This is a genomic window from Eggerthella guodeyinii (assembly GCF_009834925.2).
Classification (GTDB): domain Bacteria; phylum Actinomycetota; class Coriobacteriia; order Coriobacteriales; family Eggerthellaceae; genus Eggerthella; species Eggerthella guodeyinii.
On record NZ_CP063310.1, the window covers coordinates 3,963,278 to 3,981,695 of the forward strand.

At 67.3% G+C, this 18,418-nt stretch carries 12 protein-coding genes; 1 reads left to right on the top strand and 11 read right to left on the bottom strand.

Annotated features, from left to right (window positions below):
• Positions 1-83: 83 nt before the first annotated feature.
• Entirely contained in the window at positions 84-704 is a 621-nt protein-coding gene (locus GS424_RS17010; protein WP_160940951.1) for a cytochrome c3 family protein, read from the bottom strand.
• A gap of 210 nt (positions 705-914) precedes the next feature.
• Here GS424_RS17010 and GS424_RS17015 point away from each other — a divergent pair, with 210 nt between their 5' ends.
• Positions 915-2,396 (top strand): helix-turn-helix transcriptional regulator, encoded by a 1,482-nt coding sequence (locus GS424_RS17015; protein ID WP_160940950.1) that lies wholly within the window; start codon positions 915-917, stop codon positions 2,394-2,396.
• A gap of 223 nt (positions 2,397-2,619) precedes the next feature.
• Here the strand turns inward: GS424_RS17015 and GS424_RS17020 are convergent, their stop codons facing one another.
• The 10 genes from GS424_RS17020 to GS424_RS17065 form a co-directional block, all read right to left on the bottom strand.
• Positions 2,620-4,008: a nucleobase:cation symporter-2 family protein gene (locus tag GS424_RS17020; RefSeq protein WP_160940949.1), complete on the bottom strand. Its 1,389-nt coding sequence runs from the start codon at positions 4,006-4,008 to the stop codon at positions 2,620-2,622.
• Positions 4,005-4,580 (bottom strand): xanthine phosphoribosyltransferase, encoded by a 576-nt coding sequence (locus GS424_RS17025; protein ID WP_160940948.1) that lies wholly within the window; start codon positions 4,578-4,580, stop codon positions 4,005-4,007. The genes GS424_RS17020 and GS424_RS17025 overlap by 4 nt, the downstream gene beginning before the upstream one ends.
• Positions 4,581-5,016: 436 nt before the next feature.
• Positions 5,017-5,382 carry a hypothetical protein gene (locus tag GS424_RS17030; RefSeq protein WP_160940947.1) on the bottom strand — a complete coding sequence of 122 codons (366 nt, stop codon included), beginning with the start codon at positions 5,380-5,382 and terminating at the stop codon, positions 5,017-5,019.
• Positions 5,383-5,644: 262 nt separating this feature from the next.
• Positions 5,645-7,129 carry a basic amino acid/polyamine antiporter gene (locus GS424_RS17035; RefSeq protein ID WP_160940946.1) on the bottom strand — a complete coding sequence of 495 codons (1,485 nt, stop codon included), beginning with the start codon at positions 7,127-7,129 and terminating at the stop codon, positions 5,645-5,647.
• 132 nt (positions 7,130-7,261) lie between these two features.
• Positions 7,262-10,156, bottom strand: coding sequence for an AMP-binding protein (locus GS424_RS17040; RefSeq protein ID WP_160940945.1), 2,895 nt, complete (start codon positions 10,154-10,156; stop codon positions 7,262-7,264).
• A gap of 48 nt (positions 10,157-10,204) precedes the next feature.
• On the bottom strand, positions 10,205-11,044 hold the full coding sequence (gene menB / locus GS424_RS17045) for a 1,4-dihydroxy-2-naphthoyl-CoA synthase (RefSeq protein WP_160940944.1): 840 nt from the start codon (positions 11,042-11,044) through the stop codon (positions 10,205-10,207).
• Positions 11,045-11,206: 162 nt separating this feature from the next.
• Positions 11,207-13,990 (bottom strand): phosphoenolpyruvate carboxylase, encoded by a 2,784-nt coding sequence (locus GS424_RS17050; RefSeq protein WP_160940943.1) that lies wholly within the window; start codon positions 13,988-13,990, stop codon positions 11,207-11,209.
• 63 nt (positions 13,991-14,053) lie between these two features.
• A complete protein-coding gene (locus GS424_RS17055) occupies positions 14,054-14,989 on the bottom strand; it encodes an alpha/beta fold hydrolase (RefSeq protein WP_160940942.1) in 936 nt (311 codons plus the stop codon).
• Between the two features lie 253 nt (positions 14,990-15,242).
• Positions 15,243-17,057: a 2-succinyl-5-enolpyruvyl-6-hydroxy-3-cyclohexene-1-carboxylic-acid synthase gene (gene menD, locus GS424_RS17060; protein WP_160940941.1), complete on the bottom strand. Its 1,815-nt coding sequence runs from the start codon at positions 17,055-17,057 to the stop codon at positions 15,243-15,245.
• Positions 17,054-18,328: an isochorismate synthase gene (locus tag GS424_RS17065; RefSeq protein ID WP_160940940.1), complete on the bottom strand. Its 1,275-nt coding sequence runs from the start codon at positions 18,326-18,328 to the stop codon at positions 17,054-17,056. Before GS424_RS17065 ends, menD begins: the two co-directional genes overlap by 4 nt.
• Between the last annotated feature and the right edge of the window lie 90 nt (positions 18,329-18,418).

The following is an 18,418-nucleotide window of genomic DNA, read 5'->3' on the forward strand; positions in this document are numbered from 1 at the left end:
CCCTTCCCATTGTGTGCGCCCCAAGTCCCTTGCGCCCGAGGCGTTGTTCCCATCGTTTCAGCACGCAGCGCGCGCTGCGAACCTCAGTGGCAGGTGTTGCACTCGTACACGCCCGCGTGATGGCAGCTCACGCACGTGTCCGCAGCGGCGACCTCCGCTTCGTGCATGTTGTGGCAGTTCGAACACGTGATGTCGGCGTGCCCCTCCGTCAGCCCCATGACCTCATGGGGATTGACCTGCGTGCCCTTCGTGTCCACCAGCTCGGTGTACCCGGCCGTCAGCGCCGTCATCTCGTCGGCCGTTTCGTTGTGGCACCCCGAAGACTGGCACGTTTGAGCTTCGACGGCGGTCTTCTTCAGCTTCTTGGGCATGGCATCCGACGCCGTCTTGCCCTCATGCACCGAGGCCAGCCCCTGCTCGTCGGTGTGGCAGGTCGCGCAGGTCGCCTGCGCTTGCTGCACATGAGCGCTTGCGCCAGACGTCCCGTCCTCCATCGTGCCGCCTTCCACGCTGTGGCACGTGGTGCACTCCATGTCGAGCGACCATCCCGCCTGCGTTGCAGCTTGGGACGAATCCGATCCCTGCGGCTTCGAACCTGCCGCGTCATCGGACGATTGCGGCGAGCAGCCCGCCACGCACACCATGCCAACCGCAAGAGCGACCAACGCCAACGCTACGGCATTCGCCGAGCGAATCTTCGCCATGCGTACCCCCTTCCCTCGGTTGTCGCCATGCCCTCCGCACGGCTTCGATGGGTGAAAGCGTATGGCACGGGCGCGGTGCTTGTCATCCGAGGAAACTTGTGAAACTATGGGAGAAAGGGGCTGAAATACGTGCGATCTGGGGGAACTACTAGGCTATTTATCAGGTATTTCAGCGGTTTTCACCAGTTTCTAGTGAGGTTAGGGGAGCTCATGGAAGACATCGCTCGGAACCAAACGCAAAAGAAAACCGGCGCGTCGACCGTCACGCGGTTCGTCGAGGAAGCAGCCTCCGTGCATTTCCCTCTGGTGGTGGGCTATGCGCTCTGCCAACTGTGGCTTTCCCTCTGCTTTTTCGCGCCGCAGCTGTTCCCCGACAACGCGTCGGTGTTCGTGTACGAGCTATCGCTTGTGGTCTGCGTCGTCAGCCTCGTCCCCTGCTTGCTGTTCTCGCGCCGCAGCGAGCGGCTCCTCGAAGACAACCGCACCGTTTGGGCGTTGGCCGCGTGCGCGGGCATCGGCACGCTGCTCATTCCCTTCTCGGCGGGCTCGAGCACCGAGGCCGTCGTGCTGCAGGTTGCAGCCGCGCTGCTCACCGGCATCCCTTCGGGATGGCTGTTCGTCGGATGGTACCAGGCGTTCTGCAAGATCGACGATTTGGCAGGCTTCGTGCTGGGCGTGGTCGTGTCCAGCCTGTTCATGTACGTGCTGACCGCGGTGGCGCTCGCGCCCATACTCAGCCCGTGGGTCATGGTGGGCATCGCCTGCGTCACTCCGCTGGTGTCGGGATTGCTGCTCACGCGCGCACCGCGTCGAGACGACTACGTTTCGGAAGCCGCCTTTCCCGAAAAGGGCACCGAGCAGCGCCGCGCCCTCATCCTTCTCTGCCTCGGCATATTCACGGTCAGCCTCGCTGACGAGTTCATGCGGAATTTCTACCTGGAAGGCACCGACTTGATGTTCTACTCGAGCGGGCTGAACCTCGTCTTGCTGCTTGCGAAGCTGCTCTGCACGGTCGTCCTCGTTTCGATGCTCACCAGCCAGATCCATCATATGCCCCTGGTGTATCGCGCATCGTTTTTGCTCGCCATGATAGCCGTCCTGTTCATGCCCTACACGCAGCACGTCACGACGCTGTTCTACGGCATCACGAATTTCGGGGCATTTCTGTTTAAGATCATGGTCATGATCATCGCGTTCAATTTCTGCCATCGGTATCGAACGATTCCCGTGCTGGTATTCGCGCTGACGCGTATCGCGTTCTCGCTCGACCTGCTCATCGGGTTCGGCGCCTATCACGCGTACCGCTCGTTCTCCCCCATCATGCCCGACCTGCTGGGACTCCTTTCGGTTACCCTCGGGCTGTTGATCATCGCCACCTATTTGTTCGTATTCGCCGATCGCTCTAGCTCGTCGCTCTTCCTCAAGGCCGAAGGGGAGGCGGCTTCGTCCGATTCCATGCGGGACGCATGCGATCGCCTCGTTCGCATAGGTCGGCTGTCGAAGCGCGAGGCCGAAGTGCTGGCGCTCATCGCCAAGGGGCGTTCAGCGCCGCGCATCCAAAGCGAGCTCCACGTGTCCATGAACACCGTGAATTCCCACACCAGCCACATTTACCAGAAGTTGAAAGTGCACTCGCGCCAAGAGCTGCTCGACCTCATCGAGGAGACCGCTCCGCAGGAATCGGCCACCTAGCCCGTCGCCCGCAACGTGACAAAAACGTAAGGTTGAATCAGGCGGGCTGCAATGTTCTTGCAAAGTTGGGCGGGTATCGTGGAGCGAGCTGCCCGCTCCAACGAAAGGAAGCGCCCATGAGCAAGCCCCTGAAGATGATACTCCCCTTGGCCGCGCTCGGCATCCTGGGCCTGTGCATCGTCGCCCAGGCCCCGGTCCTCAAGAAAGTCAAGTAACCCGCACGCTACGCGGTAGCCAGGTCGCCGTCCTCTTCGATGCTCGACACCGCATCGGCGGGCGCCTGCTCGGGCGCGGTCGCCGCGTCGTCGACGCCGGCGTCCTTCGGCAGCACGAGGTTCGCCACCACGGCCACCAGGAACACCACGGCCACGCAGTTCTGCGCGAACACGCTCTGCACCAGCTCGGGGAAGTTCGCGAACAGCGCGGACACCTGCGTGAAGCCGATGCCCACCGCCAGCGACAACGCCGCGATGAGGATGTTGCGCTGCGAGAAGCCCGCGCGCGCGATCATCTGGAACCCGCTGACGATGATGTTGCCGAACATCATGATGGTGCAGCCGCCCAGCACCGCCTCGGGAAGCGACGCAAACACCACGCTGATCACCGGCAGGAACGCGGCCAGCACCATGATCACGGCGCCGGTGGCGATGGCCTTGCGGTTCACCACCTTCGTCATGGCCACAAGGCCCACGTTCTGCGAGAACGACGTGATGGGCAGGCAGCCGAAGCACGCCGACAGCGAGCTGACGAAGCCGTCGCACGCGATGGAGCCCGTCAGCTCCTTCTCCTTGACCTCGCGGTTGAGGCCCACCATGGTCAGCGCCGACGTGTCGCCGATGGTCTCGGTGGCCGACACGAGGAAGATGAGCGTCACCGACACGATGGCGCCCAGATTGAACTCGGGAGCGAACGGCATGAGCTGCGGCAGCGCGAACAGCTGCAGGTTCTGGAAGCCGCTGAAGTCCACCGCGCCCATCACCACCGCGCACGCATAGCCGATGACCAGGCCGAACAACACCGAAAGCTGCTTGGTCTTCCCCTTCGCCAGCACCTGGAACGCCAGGCACGACACGAGCGAGACGGTACCCAGCAGCAGGTTCTGCGGCGAGCCGAAGTCCGGCGCGCCCGTGCCGCCGCCGAACGAGTTCGCGCCCACGCCCAGCAGCGAGAATCCGATGGAGGTCACCACGACGGCGGCCACGATGGGCGAGATGATGCGGCGCCAGTACTTCGCGAACAGGCCCAGCACGCCCTCGATGATGCCGCCGACGATGATGGCGCCGATGGCCACGTTGTAGCCGTAGGTGGCCACGATGCCGGTGAGCACCGTGACGAACGTGAAGCTGATGCCCATGACGATGGGCAGCCCCGAGCCGATGCGCCACAAGGGGAACAGCTGGATGAGCGTGCCGATGCCGGCGATGAGCATGGCGCTTTGCACGAGCATGCCGACTTGATCGTCGGCCAGCCCTGCGGCGGTGCCCACGATGAGGATGGGCGCGAGGTTCGCCACGAACATGGCGAGGATGTGCTGGATGCCGTAGGGAACGGCGCGGACGACGGGGATGTCGCCGTCGAGCTTGAACAGCTCTTCGTGCGCGAATGACTTCATCGGAACGCGATCTCCCCCGTCTCGGGGTCCATGCCCTCCACGATGGCGAGCGATTCGAGGCGGTACCCGCGGTGCCGCAGGTCGTCGCCACCGGGCTGGAAGCCCTTCTCGATGGCGATGCCGATGCCCTCCACCGTGGCGCCCGCCTCGTCGACGAGTTCGATGAGGCCGTTGAGCGCGCACCCGTTCGCCAGGAAGTCGTCGATGATCAGCACGTGGTCGTCGGCGTTGAGGAACTTCTTGGACACGATCACGTCGTACACGCGGCTGTGCGTGAACGACTCGATGCGCGTCGTGTACGTCTCGCCGTCCAGGTTGATGCTCTGCGCCTTCTTGGCGAACACCACGGGCACGCCGAAATGCCGCGCCACCACGCACGCGATGCCGATGCCGGACGCCTCGATCGTGAGGATCTTCGTGATGGGGGCGTCGGCGAACAACCGCCTGAACTCCTCGCCCATCGCGTCGAACAGATCGATGTCCAGCTGGTGGTTGAGGAAGCTGTCCACCTTGAGGACGCCTTCCGACTTCACCACCCCGTCGCGCCTGATGCGCTCCTCCAAAAGCTCCATGCCGCTCCTCCGTCCGCTGCCCCGGACCCGTCGATGCCCGCCGAATGTTGTACCGACCAGTGTACCCGAGCGCGCGCCCGAACGGGAGGGGGCAACCCGACGCCGATCGACGGCCCCCTTTGTCACATTCGTTGTGGACAACGAAACCTCGTGCATGCGATTCGGCGCTTTTTGCACAAAAACCCTCGACGTGCGAGACTCGCCGGCGCCTCCCTGCGACGCTTCCACGCACACGGCGAGCGAATGACCAGTTCAGACGAACACGCATGTCCAAAACGTCCGCCACGGACAGGCAAGACCAACATCTTTGCATCCTCCAAAGGCTTCGAGAATCCGCACGTCGCCGTTTTTTGTGCATGCAGGACGAAATCGTATGCAAACAGCGCCCTCCGAGGCGCGTTCCGCAGGCTTCGCGGGCCAAGCTGGCGGCGAAGCGTCACGCAAGTTCTCGGTAGCTCCGCAGGAAGGCGCGGCCCTGCTCGGTAACCTGGTAGGCGCTCTCGCGCTGGCCGCCGTCCTCGCGAAAACAGGCGACGGCCCGGATGTAGCCCGCGCGCGCGAGGGCGAGCTTCACGTTGCGCAACCGGGCGGGCGTGATGCCCAGGTCGCGCTGCAGCACGTGGCGCGAGACGAGCGCGTACGCGCTGCCGGGCGCCGTGCGCTCCAAGAGGTACTGCAGGATATCCGCCATGGCCGCGCGTGTTTTGACCTGCGGCTTCTTGCAAGGGCCTTCAAACGGGATCGGATCGCCCGGCACCACCGCTTCCACGGATTTCGCGCCCACCTCTGTCGTCTCGCCCATCGCTCTCACGTCCTCCCGGGATATGCTCGCACCTGTTTTCATGAGTATTCAACATATAATGCCCCCCCCCCGCGACGCTTTGTCAAGCAGAAGGGGCATACCGGGTTGAATTCGCGCGGAAAGCGCATGGGCACACACGGATGCACGAGCGCTCGAACGGGCACGTGCACAAGAAAGGCCGCGCTTGCAGCAAGCGCGGCCTTGGGACAGCAGGCGAGAGCGGGCGTGTGGACGGGCGGGCACGGGCGAACCGCGAACCGCTTTACAGCACCACTTGACCGGTGAACAGAAGGACGAGCGACACGATGGCGGCGATGAGGATGATGGCCACTACCACTTTGTCGACCGTGCTTTTCAGGTACGGCTCGTTGCGCTCCTTCTTGCCCTTGATGTACATGAGGATGCCCGGCGCGTACAGCAGCGACATCAAGGTGAGTCCCACCGAGCCCGATGCCCACGCCAAGAAGAAGCTGTACACCACGCCGAAGACGCCGAAGATACGCCACAGCACGAGGCTGCCGCCCACCTTGCCCTTGAACGCGCCCGGCTCGGTGAAGGTGAGCTTCGCGAAGTACGCCGCCGACAGCAGGTACGGCAGCAGGATCATGCCGGCCGACAGCGCGTAGAAGAACTGGTACGTGCTGTCCGAGAACAGCATGATGACGAGGAACACCTCGATGATGATGTTCGTCACCACGAGCGTGACGATGGGAGCACCCTTCTTGTTCGTCTTGGCGAAGGCCTTGATGAACACGCCCTGCTCAGCGGCCTCGTAGGGAGACTCGCTCGACAGCACCGTGTAGCCCAGCATCGCGCCGACCAGCGACAGCACCACGCCGCCGTTGATGAGGATGGCGCCCCACTGCCCCACCGCGTGCTCCATGACGCCGGCGAGCGCCGGGTTCTCCAGCTGAGCCAGCTCGGACAGCGGCATGACGCCCATGCTGAGCACGCTCACCATGAGGTAGATGCTCAGCACGCACACGAACGCGATGATGGTGGCCTTGCCCACGTCGCGCTCCTTCTTCGCGCGACCGGAAATGGCCACCGCGCCCTCGATGCCGACGAACACCCAGATGGTGATCATCATGGTGTTGCTGACCTGGTCGAAGAACGGCAGGCCCGGCTCGGCGCCCTGCGACATGTTCGCGAGGAAGATGCCGAGGTCGAACTTCTGGAGGAAGATGATGGCCGTGATGGCCACGAAGATGGGCACGAACTTCGAGATGGTGATGACGGCGTTCACGCCCGTCGCCTCTTTGATGCCGCGCGACACGAGGAACACGTAGAACCAGATGAGGATGCTGGCGCCGATGACCGACGGCAGGTTCGTGCCGCCGCCGAAGATGGGGAAGAAATACGTAAGCGCGCCGAACAGCAGCGCCGAGAAGCTGACCGTGCACAGAAGCGCGCTGATCCAGTAGCCCCACGCGCTGTTGAAGCCCAGGAAGTCGCCGAACCCAGCGTTCGCGTAGCTGTAGATACCGCCTTTGAGCTGGGGCTTGATACGCGACAGCGCGAAAAACGTCATGACGAGGCACAGCACGCCGACGCCCGAGATGCCCCAGGCCGTGAGGATGGCCGCGCCGCTGGCGCCGCCCGCCGCCTGGTCGCCGGCCAGCGTGAACACGCCGCCGCCGACGATGAGCGTGATAACCGTGGTAACGAGGCGGAAGATACCCAATCCACCCTGGGGCTGGGGGATGTCCGGAGACGCGGACGGATGGTGCGATGCGGATTCGCTCATGTAATCACCGTTTCCTCGTTGTACAACTGGTAGCATGATACTCCACAACGCTGCATTCCGTCACACCGTTATGCAACATTTTGCATGCAAGGCAATCCCAGAATGCGCCGGCCGCAGAACCGCGCGCGAGCGCTAGGTGATGACGATGCGCTCCACCAGCACGTTCTCCAACGCCGAGCGGTTGAGGTCGCACCCCAGGCCGGCGGCGTGCCCCTCGCGGTTGAGCGTCACCATGCCGCGCTCGGCCGTATGGGGCGGATCGGTGATGTCGCAGGAGAAGTAGCGCGCCGTGTCGCCGATGTCGCCGGGCGCGCGCACCGCGTGCAGCGTCTCGAATGCGGCGTGCAGGCGTTTGGACACCCCCGTGTCGTACATACCGCCCATCCATACGTCGATGCCGCGCGTATGCGCCAGGCGCACGAAGTCGAGGCCCGGCTGCACGCCACCGCATTTACCCAGCTTGAGAGCGTAGCAGCGCAGTTCGGGATGCGCCAGCGCGCGGGACAGATCGTCGGGGCGCACGATGGACTCGTCGAGGCAGATGGGGGTGCGCAGCACGCGCTGCAGCCGCGCCAAGCGGCTGAACAGGTCAGTGGGGCCCACGGCGGGCAGACGGCGCGGGTCGAGGGGCTCCTCGATCCAGGCGACGTTCAGGTTGTCGAGGCCGCGCAGCTCCTCGGCTTCGCGCTCCGAGAAGCTCTGGTTGGCGTCGAGCGTGATCATCATGTCGGGCAGCGCCGCGCGCACGGCCTGCACGCAGGCGAGCGTGCCTCCCGGCTTCACCTTCAGCTTCACGCGCTTGTAGCCCGCCTCGGCGCAGCGCCGGGCGGCGGCCACCGTCTCCACCGCGGAGCCCAGGCCGATCACCGCGCCGGCCGGCACGGATGCGGACGCGCTCGCGCCCCCCGGCGTGCCCGCGCTCGCGCCCGCGCTCGCGGCATCGGCCGTCCCGCCGATGAGCTGCCACAACGGTTTTCCGACGATCTTGCCGTACAGGTCCCACAGCGCCGGCTCGAGCGCGCCGCACGCCAACGGGAACGCCTTCGCCTCGGGAAGGGAGGCGAAGGCGGCGCTCGCCTCGCTCGGGTGGAGGAAGGCCTCGTGCAGCACGAGCGGCGCCAGCAGGTCGTGGAGGACGCGCACGTCCTGGTCGAGCACTTCCGGCAGGTACCAATCGGTGGGGAACGCCACGCACTCGCCCAGACCCGTGCGCCCGGCGTGGTCGGTCACCTCGACGATGACCGACTCGCGATGCGTCAGCGTGGTTTTCGCCGTCTTGAAGGGCGTTTTGAACGGCAGGCGGATGCGGTGCAGCGTGACGCGCACCACCTCGATGCGCTGGTCGTACCGCTGCTCGAGCGCGGCACGGTCGACCTTGCCGATGCCCGAGCGCGGGAATTCGTCGACCACGCACACGTGCTTGGGCAGGTACAGCTTCGACAAGCGAGGGGCCAGGCTGGCGCGGATGACGGATGCCATCTGGCGGTTCGTCATGGTAGCGAGCGGATCGACCTGCGACCGCTGCTGCGCATAGGGGCTTGAGGCCTGACGCGGGGCGGGAGCCTTCTCGCGCTCGACGAACGCCACGGGACGCCGTCCCCAGCGCGGGTCGGGCGCGCCGAACACGTGCGCGTCGGCCACCCCGGCCACGCGCAGCAGCTTCTCCTTGATCTCGGCCGGGTACACGTTCTCGCCGCCCGACACGAACATGTCCTCGGTGCGCTCCTTCACGAACAGCTTGCCCCCGTACAGCGCCGCGGTGTCGCCCGTCAGGAAGAAGCCGTCCACCGTGTAGGCCGCGCGCGCGTTCAGGTAGCCGCCGAACAGCCCCGGGCCCTTCACGGCCAGGCGGCCGAACCCGTCGTCGCCGGGGTCCACGATGTGCGCCTCGTAGCCGGGCAGCAGGCGCAGGCCTCCGGTAAACGAGGCCGTCACCTGGGCATGGGCGATCTGGCTCGACGTCTCGGTCATGCCGTAGCTCGCGTACACGCGCGCGCCCGCGCGGCGGGCGCGGTCGAGCGTTTGCGGGTTGAGCGCGCCGCCTCCCAGCAGGATGCAGGAGTAGCGCGCAAGCGTTTCGGGCTTCTCGGCGGCCAGCATGTCTTGCAGCATCTTGTCGACCACCGACACATGCGTGGCACCCTTCTTCGCCGCATCGGACAGCAGGCGCGGCGCGTCGAAGCGGCGGTACAGCACGAAGGGGCAGCAGTTCAGCACGCTGCGCACGATGACCTGGAAGCCGCCGATGTGGTAGAGCGGCAGCACCGCCTGCCACAGGCCCTCGCCATGGCGGTTGAGCGCCGCGTTGGACGCCTCGGATGCGAAGCAGATGTTCCCCCACGTCAGCGACACGGCCTTCGCGCGACCGGTGGTGCCCGACGTGAACATGACCACCGCGCGGGCGTCGAAATCGAACACATGGGAAGCATGCTCGGCGAAGTGGATGACGCTCTCCACCGCATCCTGCTGCGCCATCTCGCTGCGGCGGCGCAGCGATGCGCGGCTCGAGCTGGCGCGGCCGAGCGCCTTCGTCGTGCGGGCCTCGGCAGAGGCCGCGTTGACGCGGGCGGCGAAGCTGGGGCGCACGCCGCGCCCCGTCGCGCGATTGGAACCGGGGCCGGCGGCGGCCCCCTCGCCCGCCAGCAGCGCCTGCGCGCCGTCCACCAGGCGCGACACGTTCATCTCGTCGATGCGCAGCGACGCCAGCGACACGTCGGGCTTGCGCTCGATGTCGAGGAGGCGGCTGTGCTTCTCGGCGTCGGTCAGGCGGTTGTTGAGCGTGACCAGGGCGAAGCCGCCGTATGCGGCGGCCAGCATGAGCAGCACGTACGCCGGGCAATTCGGCAGATCGACGGCGACGCAGTCGCCCGGCCGCACGCCGCGATCGAGCAGGAGCCGGGAAAGCGCAGCGGACAACATGCGCGCCTCGCGGTACGAGTACGCCGTTTCGGTGCCTGCCTCGTCAACGTACGTGAAGCACGTGCGCTGCGGACATTGCCGCGTCATGCTTTCGAACGCACCGATCATCGCTGCCGGATTCCTGCCTTTCGGTCGAGCCCTCGCTAACCTTCGATCCTAGGGAAACTTGGGGAACTGGGTGAAGTCGGGGGCGCGCTTCTCCTTGAACGCGTCGCGGCCCTCTTTCGCCTCGTCGGTGGTGTAGTACAGCAACGTCGCGTCGCCGGCGAGCTGCTGGATGCCGGCCAGGCCGTCCGTCGCCGCGTTGAACGACGCCTTCATGAAGCGCAGCGCCGTGGGGCTGAACTGCAGCATCTCCTGCGCCCACGCGACGCATTCCGCCTCCAGCTCCTCGAACGGCACCACCTTGTTCACGAGGCCCATCTCAAGCGCCTCGGCCGCCGAGTACTGGCGGCAGAGGTACCAGATCTCGCGCGCCTTCTTCTGGCCGACGATATCGGCCAGGTAGCCCGCGCCGTACCCCGCGTCGAAGCTGCCCACCTTCGGGCCCGTCTGTCCGAACTTGGCCGTCTCGGCCGCGATGGAGAGGTCGCACAGGATGTGCAGCACGTGGCCGCCGCCGATGGCGTAGCCGTTCACCATGGCGATGACGGGCTTGGGCACCACGCGGATGAGGCGCTGCAGGTCCAGCACGTTGAGGCGCGGGATGTTGTCCTCGCCCACGTAGCCGCCGTTGCCGCGGATCTTCTGGTCGCCGCCCGAGCAGAACGCCTCGTCCTCGTGACGGCCGCCGTGGTTGACGCCGGTGAGGATGATGACGCCGATGCTGGCATCGTCGCGCGCCTCGCTGAAGGCGTCGTACAGCTCGTTGACGGTGAGCGGGGTGAACGCATTGCGTCGCTCGGGGCGATTGATGCTGATCTTGGCGATACCGCCTGCTGTTTCGTAGATGATCTCGCGGTATGCCTTGCCCGCCTGCCACGCGATGTCGCCCATGGCCGTCCTTTCGTCGCGCGCCCGACGAAGCGAGTGCGCCGTGTATAGAAGGGGGTCTCCAACTAGATGCTTCTATAGTACCGCGTATCGCGTGTTTTCGCACCTCATAGCAAAATTTCTCCGAAAAGTGAGGGGAACTTTCGCCAAAGGTTGAATCAGGCGCTACCCCGTGTTCTGCAAGCCGGCGGAAACCCCGGTCACCGTGGCCAGGATGAGCGCCAGGTACTCGGCCTTGGCCTCGTTCGACAGCTCTTCCTGCTGGCCGCGGATCACGCGCAGCGCGCGCACCTGCGCAAGCGACAGGACGTCCACGTAGGGGTTGCGCACGCGGATGGCGCAGCCCAGCACGCGACGGTGCTCGAGCGGCCACTCGTCGCCCACGATGGCCAGCGCCCACGAGCGCGTCAGCTGCATCTCGTCGAACACCGCCTGGGCCAGATCGTCGCGATCGCCCAGCGCCAGGTACATCTTCGCGATGCGCCCGTCGGTCTTGGCGATGGACATCTCCACGTTGTCGACGAACGTGCGGAACAAGGGCCACTCGCGATACGCGCGCTGCAAAAGCTCCAGGTCGCCCAGCTGCTCGCACGCGGCGCCCAGGCCGTACCACGCGGCCAGGTTGATGCGCGCCTGCGACCACGAGAACACCCACGGGATGGTGCGCAGGTCGTCGAGCGACTGGGCGCCCAGGCCGCGCTTGGCGGGACGGCTGCCGATGGGCAGCAAGCCCACCTCGGCCAGCGGGGTGACGGTGGAGAACCACGGCGCGAAACCGTCCGTGTGCAGCAGGTCCAGGTAGCGCTGATGTGCGGCCTCGTTCAGGCGCGCGGCCGCGTCGGCGAAGCGCGCGGTGGCCTCGGTGTTGACGCGCTCCACCGACGGCGCGGAGCTCATGAGCGTCGCCGCCGCCACGCTTTCGATGTGGCGCAGCGCAAGCGAGCGGTTGCCGTAGCGCGCGAAGATGACCTCGCCCTGTTCGGTCACCTTGAACCGGCAGTTCACCGACCCCTTCGGCTGCGCGAGCACCGCGCGGTTGGCCGGGCCGCCCCCGCGACCCACCGCGCCGCCGCGACCGTGCATGAGCACGACGTCGATGCCGCGTTCCTCGGCCCAGCGCGCGATGCGCTCCTGCGCGGAGTGCAGCGCGAGCGTGGCCGTGACCGGGCCCGCGTCCTTCGAGGAATCCGAGTAGCCCAGCATGACCTCCATCCGCCGCCCCGTCTGCGCCAGCCGGCGCTGCACGGGCGGCAGCTGCAGCATCTCGTCCAGCACGGCGACGCAGTTTTCCAGGTCCTCCAACTGCTCGAACAGGGGGATCACGTCTAGCTCGGGCACGTCCTGCGCGTGGGAGAACGCGAGCTCGGCCAGCTCGTACACGTCAGCCATGTGGCGGGCGCTCTTGGTGAAGGACACGATGTAGCGCCGTGCCATCTTCTGGCCGTAGCGCTTCTGGATGGCGCCGATGGCGCGGAACGTGTCGAGCACCTCGCGCGTCATGGGGTCGAGCTTGCCGCGCACACCGTGGGCGCGGATGTCGTCCAACGCGCGCTCGTGCACGAGCGAATGCTGGCGAAACTCCATCTCCACCAGGTGGAACCCGAACGTCTCCACCTGCCAGATGAGCGTTTGCACGGGGCCGTACGCGGCGCGCGCGGCGCCGGCGCGCGCGAGCGAGTCCTGCACCGTGCGCAGGTCGGCCAGCAGGTCCTCGGGCGTGAGGTACATGATGTCGGCGTTGCGCGCCACGGTGCCCTCGAGGCGCGCGGCCATCACCAGCATGACGGCGCGATGCGGCTCGAAGCCCAGGTCGTCGGCCACGCGTCCCGTCAGCGTCTCGCTCACCTCGACGAGCTGGCTCCACAGGTTCATGAGCTCGTCCGATGGCGCGGTGTGCCGCGACTCCAGGGTGAGGTTGCGCCCGATGCTGCGGCACTTCTCGGCCAGCTTCGACACCACGTGCGCGAAGTACTTCGCCGCCACCCGGCGCGACACCTTCGCGGTGACGTTCGGGTTGCCGTCGCGATCCGACCCGATCCAACTGCCCGGGCGGAAGAACGCCGGACACACGGGCGGCACGCTGCCGGCGGCCTCGCCCAGCACCCAGTCGTCGAAGCGGCGGTACACCTGCGGCACCGTGTCGAACAGCGTGCTGTCGAAGATGTCGATGATGGTATCGGCCTCTTCGAGGGGCGTCGGCTTCTTCAGCTCGGTGGGCGAGGTGCGCACGAGCGCGTCGATCTCCTGCAGCATGTGGCGCTCGTTCTCCAGGAGGGCCGACCCGCCCAGGCGGGGATGCTCGTCCAGCAACGCGGCGATGCGGCGGATCTTGCCCTCGACCGCCTTGCGGCGCGCCTCCGTGGGATGCGCGGTGAACACGGGATGGAATTCCAGACGGCCCAGCAGCTCGGCCGTGCGCTCGGGGCCGACCTCGTCCAACAGGCGGCCGTACGCCACCACCAGCTCGTTGGACGTGTCCACCGCCGACTCTATCGACACGTTGCGTTCCAGCTCGCGCAGCGTTTCCACACGGTAGTTCTCCTCGGACAGGTTCGCCAGGTGGAAGAACGACGTGAACGCGCGCACCACCACCTGCGCCTGATCCACCGGCAGCGCGTCGATGAGCTCGACGGCCTCGCGGAACGCCCGCGCGCCGTCGGTGTCCGCCGTGGGGATGCCCTGGGCGTCCGTGGGCTCGTCCGCCGCGACGGTGCCCGGGTTGCCTTCGTTCGCCCTGATCACACTGTTGAACAAGCGGTCGAAGAGGGCGCAGATGGCGGGGTCGTACTCCTTGAGCACCTTGCGCTCCATGCGGAGGAACAGGATGAGGTTGTCGCGCAGGCTCTCGGGGATCTCGATCTCCGTGTACGACTTGATCGCCTCGGCGGTGTCCGACGCGCCCAGATGACGGTCGAGGGAAAGGGTTGTTCCACCTTCGAGATCGGCCATGGTGCCTCCTGTTCCTTGTGCGCCTCGCGCGCTTCCGCGCGCCCGCGCTTGCTCATCGGGTCATTATACCCGTTCGGCAGAGAGGAACGATGCCGCTTCGTTCACGAACGCCGCGGGCGCCTCGAGGTGCGCGTTGTGGCCCGCGCCGGGCACGATGCGCACGGTCGCGCCCGCCACCTCGGCCGCCTGCGCCGCGAGGGCGCGGTACTTCGCATCGCGCTCGCCCGCCAGGTAGAGCAGCGGCGTGCCGCTGGCGCGCAGGCTCCCCAGCGTTGCGAGCGTCGTCGCGCGGGCGGGCATGACGTGCTGGCCGGCGTGCTCGAACGTGCGCGCGAGGGCCTCGGCGTCGTTCGCCAAGCGCCCGGCGCGCAGGCGGGCGCGCGCATTGGAGGGCAGGTCACGCTGGCTGGCGAACAGGGGCAGCTGCTCCCAGAAGTCCATGAACGCTTCGAGGCCGTCGGCGCGCAGGCGGGCGGCGCAGGCCGCGTCGCGCTCGGCGGCGGCGTCGCGCTCGGCCTGCGTGGCGGGGCCGAAACCGGCCGCTTCCAGGATGACCGCGGAGAACGCGTGCGGGTCGCGGGCCAGCGCGGCGAGCGTCACGCGGCCGCCCATCGAGTAGCCGAGGATCGCGGGGCGTGTGTTGGCCTCAGCTGCGAGCGCGTGGGCGAGGGCGAGCAGCGCGTCGGCCTGCGCGTCCAGCGCGTAGGCGCGCGGGTCGGCGGGGCGCTCGCTTGCGCCGTGGCCCGCCAGGTCGAGCGCGTACACCGGGCGGCCGGCATCCGCGAATGCGCGCGCCACGGCGTCCCACGACGCCGCACTCTGCGCGAACCCGTGCAGCAAGACGAGGGGGGCAGGCACGACGCGCGGGGCGACGGGCGCGACGCAGGGCGCGTCGGGCGCGGGGGGCGTGGCGCGGCCCGCGGCGGGCGCGGGCGCCCAGACGCGGTAGGCGTACACGGTTCCGCCGCACGAGAACCGGCGCGTGTCGACCGCGCGCATCACCGACTCCTCGCCGCGCAACGACGCAAGCGAGAGCGCTCGGTCGCAAACCCAGGATCTGGCACAAATTGACGGTTTGGGCAGACATTCGACCTCAAATTCGCCGAAACGAGGCGAAGGCGCAGACATATGCCCAGGTCGCACATTTCCGCGTTCGGATTCTTTCGCCCAAACCGTGATTTTGTGCCAGATTCAGCCGTCGGAACCTCCGAAAGCCGGCGCAACCGCGCAGCGCGCATCTCTTCCTCGCCGCCTACGACCAGTACGGGGCGTAGCGCTCGGGGAGGCCCTCGAGAGGCACGCGCACCTCGACGAGCGAGATGCCCGGCACGCCGAGCGCTTCGCCGTAGGCCGCGTCGAACGCATCCACGTTCTCCACCAGGCGATACGGCACGCCGAATGCCTGCGCGGCCGCCCCGAACTCCACGTCTTGCGGCGTGAGGAACAGCCGCTCGAAGTACGGGTCGTCCGAGCGCTGCGGAAGCATGTCGAAGATGCCGCCGCCGTTGTTGTTCAGCAGCACGATCACGATGCTGCACGGCGGCGCGCCCAGCGCGACCTGCACGCGCAGCTCGCGCTGCAGCGCGAGGGCGTTCAGGTCGTGCAGCAGCGTCAAGTCGCCCGTGAGCAGGGTCGTCTGCTCGAATCGCTGCGCCGCGCCGAGCGCCGTCGACACGGTTCCGTCGATACCGTTCAGCCCGCGGTTGCACAACACCGTCAGCCGCTTGTCGCCCTTCGGGTAGAACGTGTCGAGGGCGCGCACGCTCATCGAGTTGGCCGCGAACAGGCACGATCCCTCGGGGGCGCGCTCCACCACGCGGCGCACGAACGCTCCCTCGAAACCGCACTCCACCGCGCCGACCGCCTCGATGCGCCGGCCCGCCTCGGCGTTCGCGCCCAACCAGGCCGTTGCGAACGCATGCTGCCGGTCGCTCATGATGCTTTCGCGCGCGAGCCCGCGCATCGCCGAGAGCAGCGTCTGCGACAAGTCGAGCGGCGTGCAGCGTAGATGTAGGTCGGTCGCGCAGTTGAAATCGCGCGTCTCCAGCGGGTCCACCACGATGTTAACGGCGTCTGCGGACGCGAGGAACGTCGTGGCGCGCTTCGACACCGGGTAGCGTCCGAAGCGGATGACCACCTCGGGCGTCAGCGCCTCGGTCGGCGCGGCCAGCACGGTGTCGTAGTGGTCGACGACGAGCGCGTCCGACGTGGTGCGCAGGCCCGACAGCGGATCGGCCAGCAGCGGGTACTCGAACGACTCGGCCCAGGCCAGCAGCGCGTTCGCCTCGCCCGCCGTCGCACACGACCCCTCGCCCGCCACCACGAGCACGCGCCGCCCGCGCAGCATATCGAGCATGCGCGCGGCATCGACGGGATCGAAGTACGTCGGCGGGTACGCCATCCGCAGGTCGGGCAACGCGTGCTGCATGCCGCGCCCGGCCTCGAACAAGCTCTCGACGTGCAAGTCTGGCTTGAGCGGCTCGTCGAACGGGAAGTTCAGATGCACGGGGCCGCCCAGGCAGGCGCCCGCGATGCGCGGCTCTCTCGCGGAGCCCGCAAGCTCCCCGCCTGCGGCGATGCACGCCTCGCGCGCCGCCTGGCGCGCGAACGCGAGGGTGGCCGCATCCGCGGCGGGCTCGGGCATGTGGCGAAACGCGCGCACATGCGCGCCGTATGCGTTCAGCTGGTCGCACGTTTGCGGCGCGCCCAGGCCTTGCAGCCGCGCCGGGCGGTCGCCCGTCAGCACGATGAGCGGCACGCGGGACGACTCGGCCTCCATCACGGCCGGGTAGTAGTTCGCCACCGCCGTGCCGGACGTGCAGATGACGGCCGCAGGATGCCCGCTCGCCTTCGCCAAGCCCAGCGCGAAGAACGCGGCACCGCGCTCGTCAACGTCCACGAACAGCCGCAGGCGCTCGGGAAAGCGGCGCGACAGCTCGTAGGCCACCATGGCAAGCGGCGTCGAGCGCGATCCGGGGCTCACCACCACGTCGCGCACGCCCCAACGCTCCAGCTCGTCGAAGAACGCGCCCAGGAACAGGGCGCTCGCCGTAGGATCGGCCCTCATCGCGCACCCCCGTCCGCAACCTCTTCGCCGTCGAACGCCGACAGCACGGTTTTCAGCTTCATGCCGCTCTCGTCGTACTCGTCGTCGGCCACGCTGCCGGCCACGATGCCGCAGCCCGCGTACACCCAGCCCACTTCGCCATCGAACACGCCCGTGCGCAGCGCCACCGAGAACTCGCCGTTGCCCGCGCCGTCCACGTAGCCGCACGCGCCGGCGAAGAACCCGCGGTTGTACGACTCGATGCTCCTGATCAGCATCTGCGCCTCGCCCACCGGCGTGCCGGCCACGGCCGGCGTGGGATGCAGATCGTCCTTCATCGTCCACAGATCGACGCCCTCCAGCATGCGCGCGCTCGCGGGCGTGCACAGGTGCTGCACGTGCGTGAGCGGCAGGATGCCCGGCTCCTCGGGAACCTCCACGTCGTAGCACGTGCGGTGGAACACCTCGCGGATGAACCGCACCACGTAGTCGTGCTCGGCGCGGTTCTTCGCGTCGGCCATGAGCTCGTCGGCCAGCCGCGCGCGCTCATCCTCGCTGGAACCGGCGGGGCACGTGCCCGCCAGGCACATGCTCTCCACCTCGCTGCCGCGCTTGCGCACGAGCAGCTCGGGCGTGCAGCCGCAGAAGAACACGTCGGCGTAGCGGTACAGCAGCACGGTGCCGCGCGCGGGTCCGTCGATGAGGTTCACCAGCAAATCCTTCGACGAGAACGGCTCGAACGCCTCGAGGCGCTGGCGACGCGACAGCACCACCTTGCTGATGCGGCCCCGCTCGATGGCATCGAGCGCCCGCTCCACATTGGCGCGCCACACGGGGCGCGGGTCGGGCTTCAGCTTGAAGGGGATGGTGCGGCGGCTGCGGCGCGGCGCGCCCAGCGCTTGGCGCGCGAACCGCTCGATGCGGCCGGGGTACACCTGGCTCAGCGAGTTCACCTGCAAGTACGCCCCGCGCTCGTCCTCGACGAGCACCACTTCGGGCAGCATGAACTTCAAACGCGGGAACGCCTCGAACAGCTCGTCGCTGGGCGCGGGGTTCTCGGCGTCGAAGCGGTTGAACGAGAAGAAGACGGGCTGCTGGTCGGCGGGGCCTTCAAGCTCGCATTCCACGCCGTCGAGCGTGGGCAGCGCGATGCAGCGCCCCATGCCCATGAAGCGGACGGGGCGGTCTTTGCGATAGTAGACGAACTGGTCGGTGAAGCCTTTTTGCAGCACGCAGTACGCGTCGACGATATCGGCTTCGATCGGTTGCGTGTATGAAAAGATCTTCGTCATAAAGGCCTCTCTCGCTATCGCCGTCCCGCGCTCGGCACCGAACAGTCAACCAAATCGTGAGTGAATCGCATTCTAGCACGACGGCCTCTA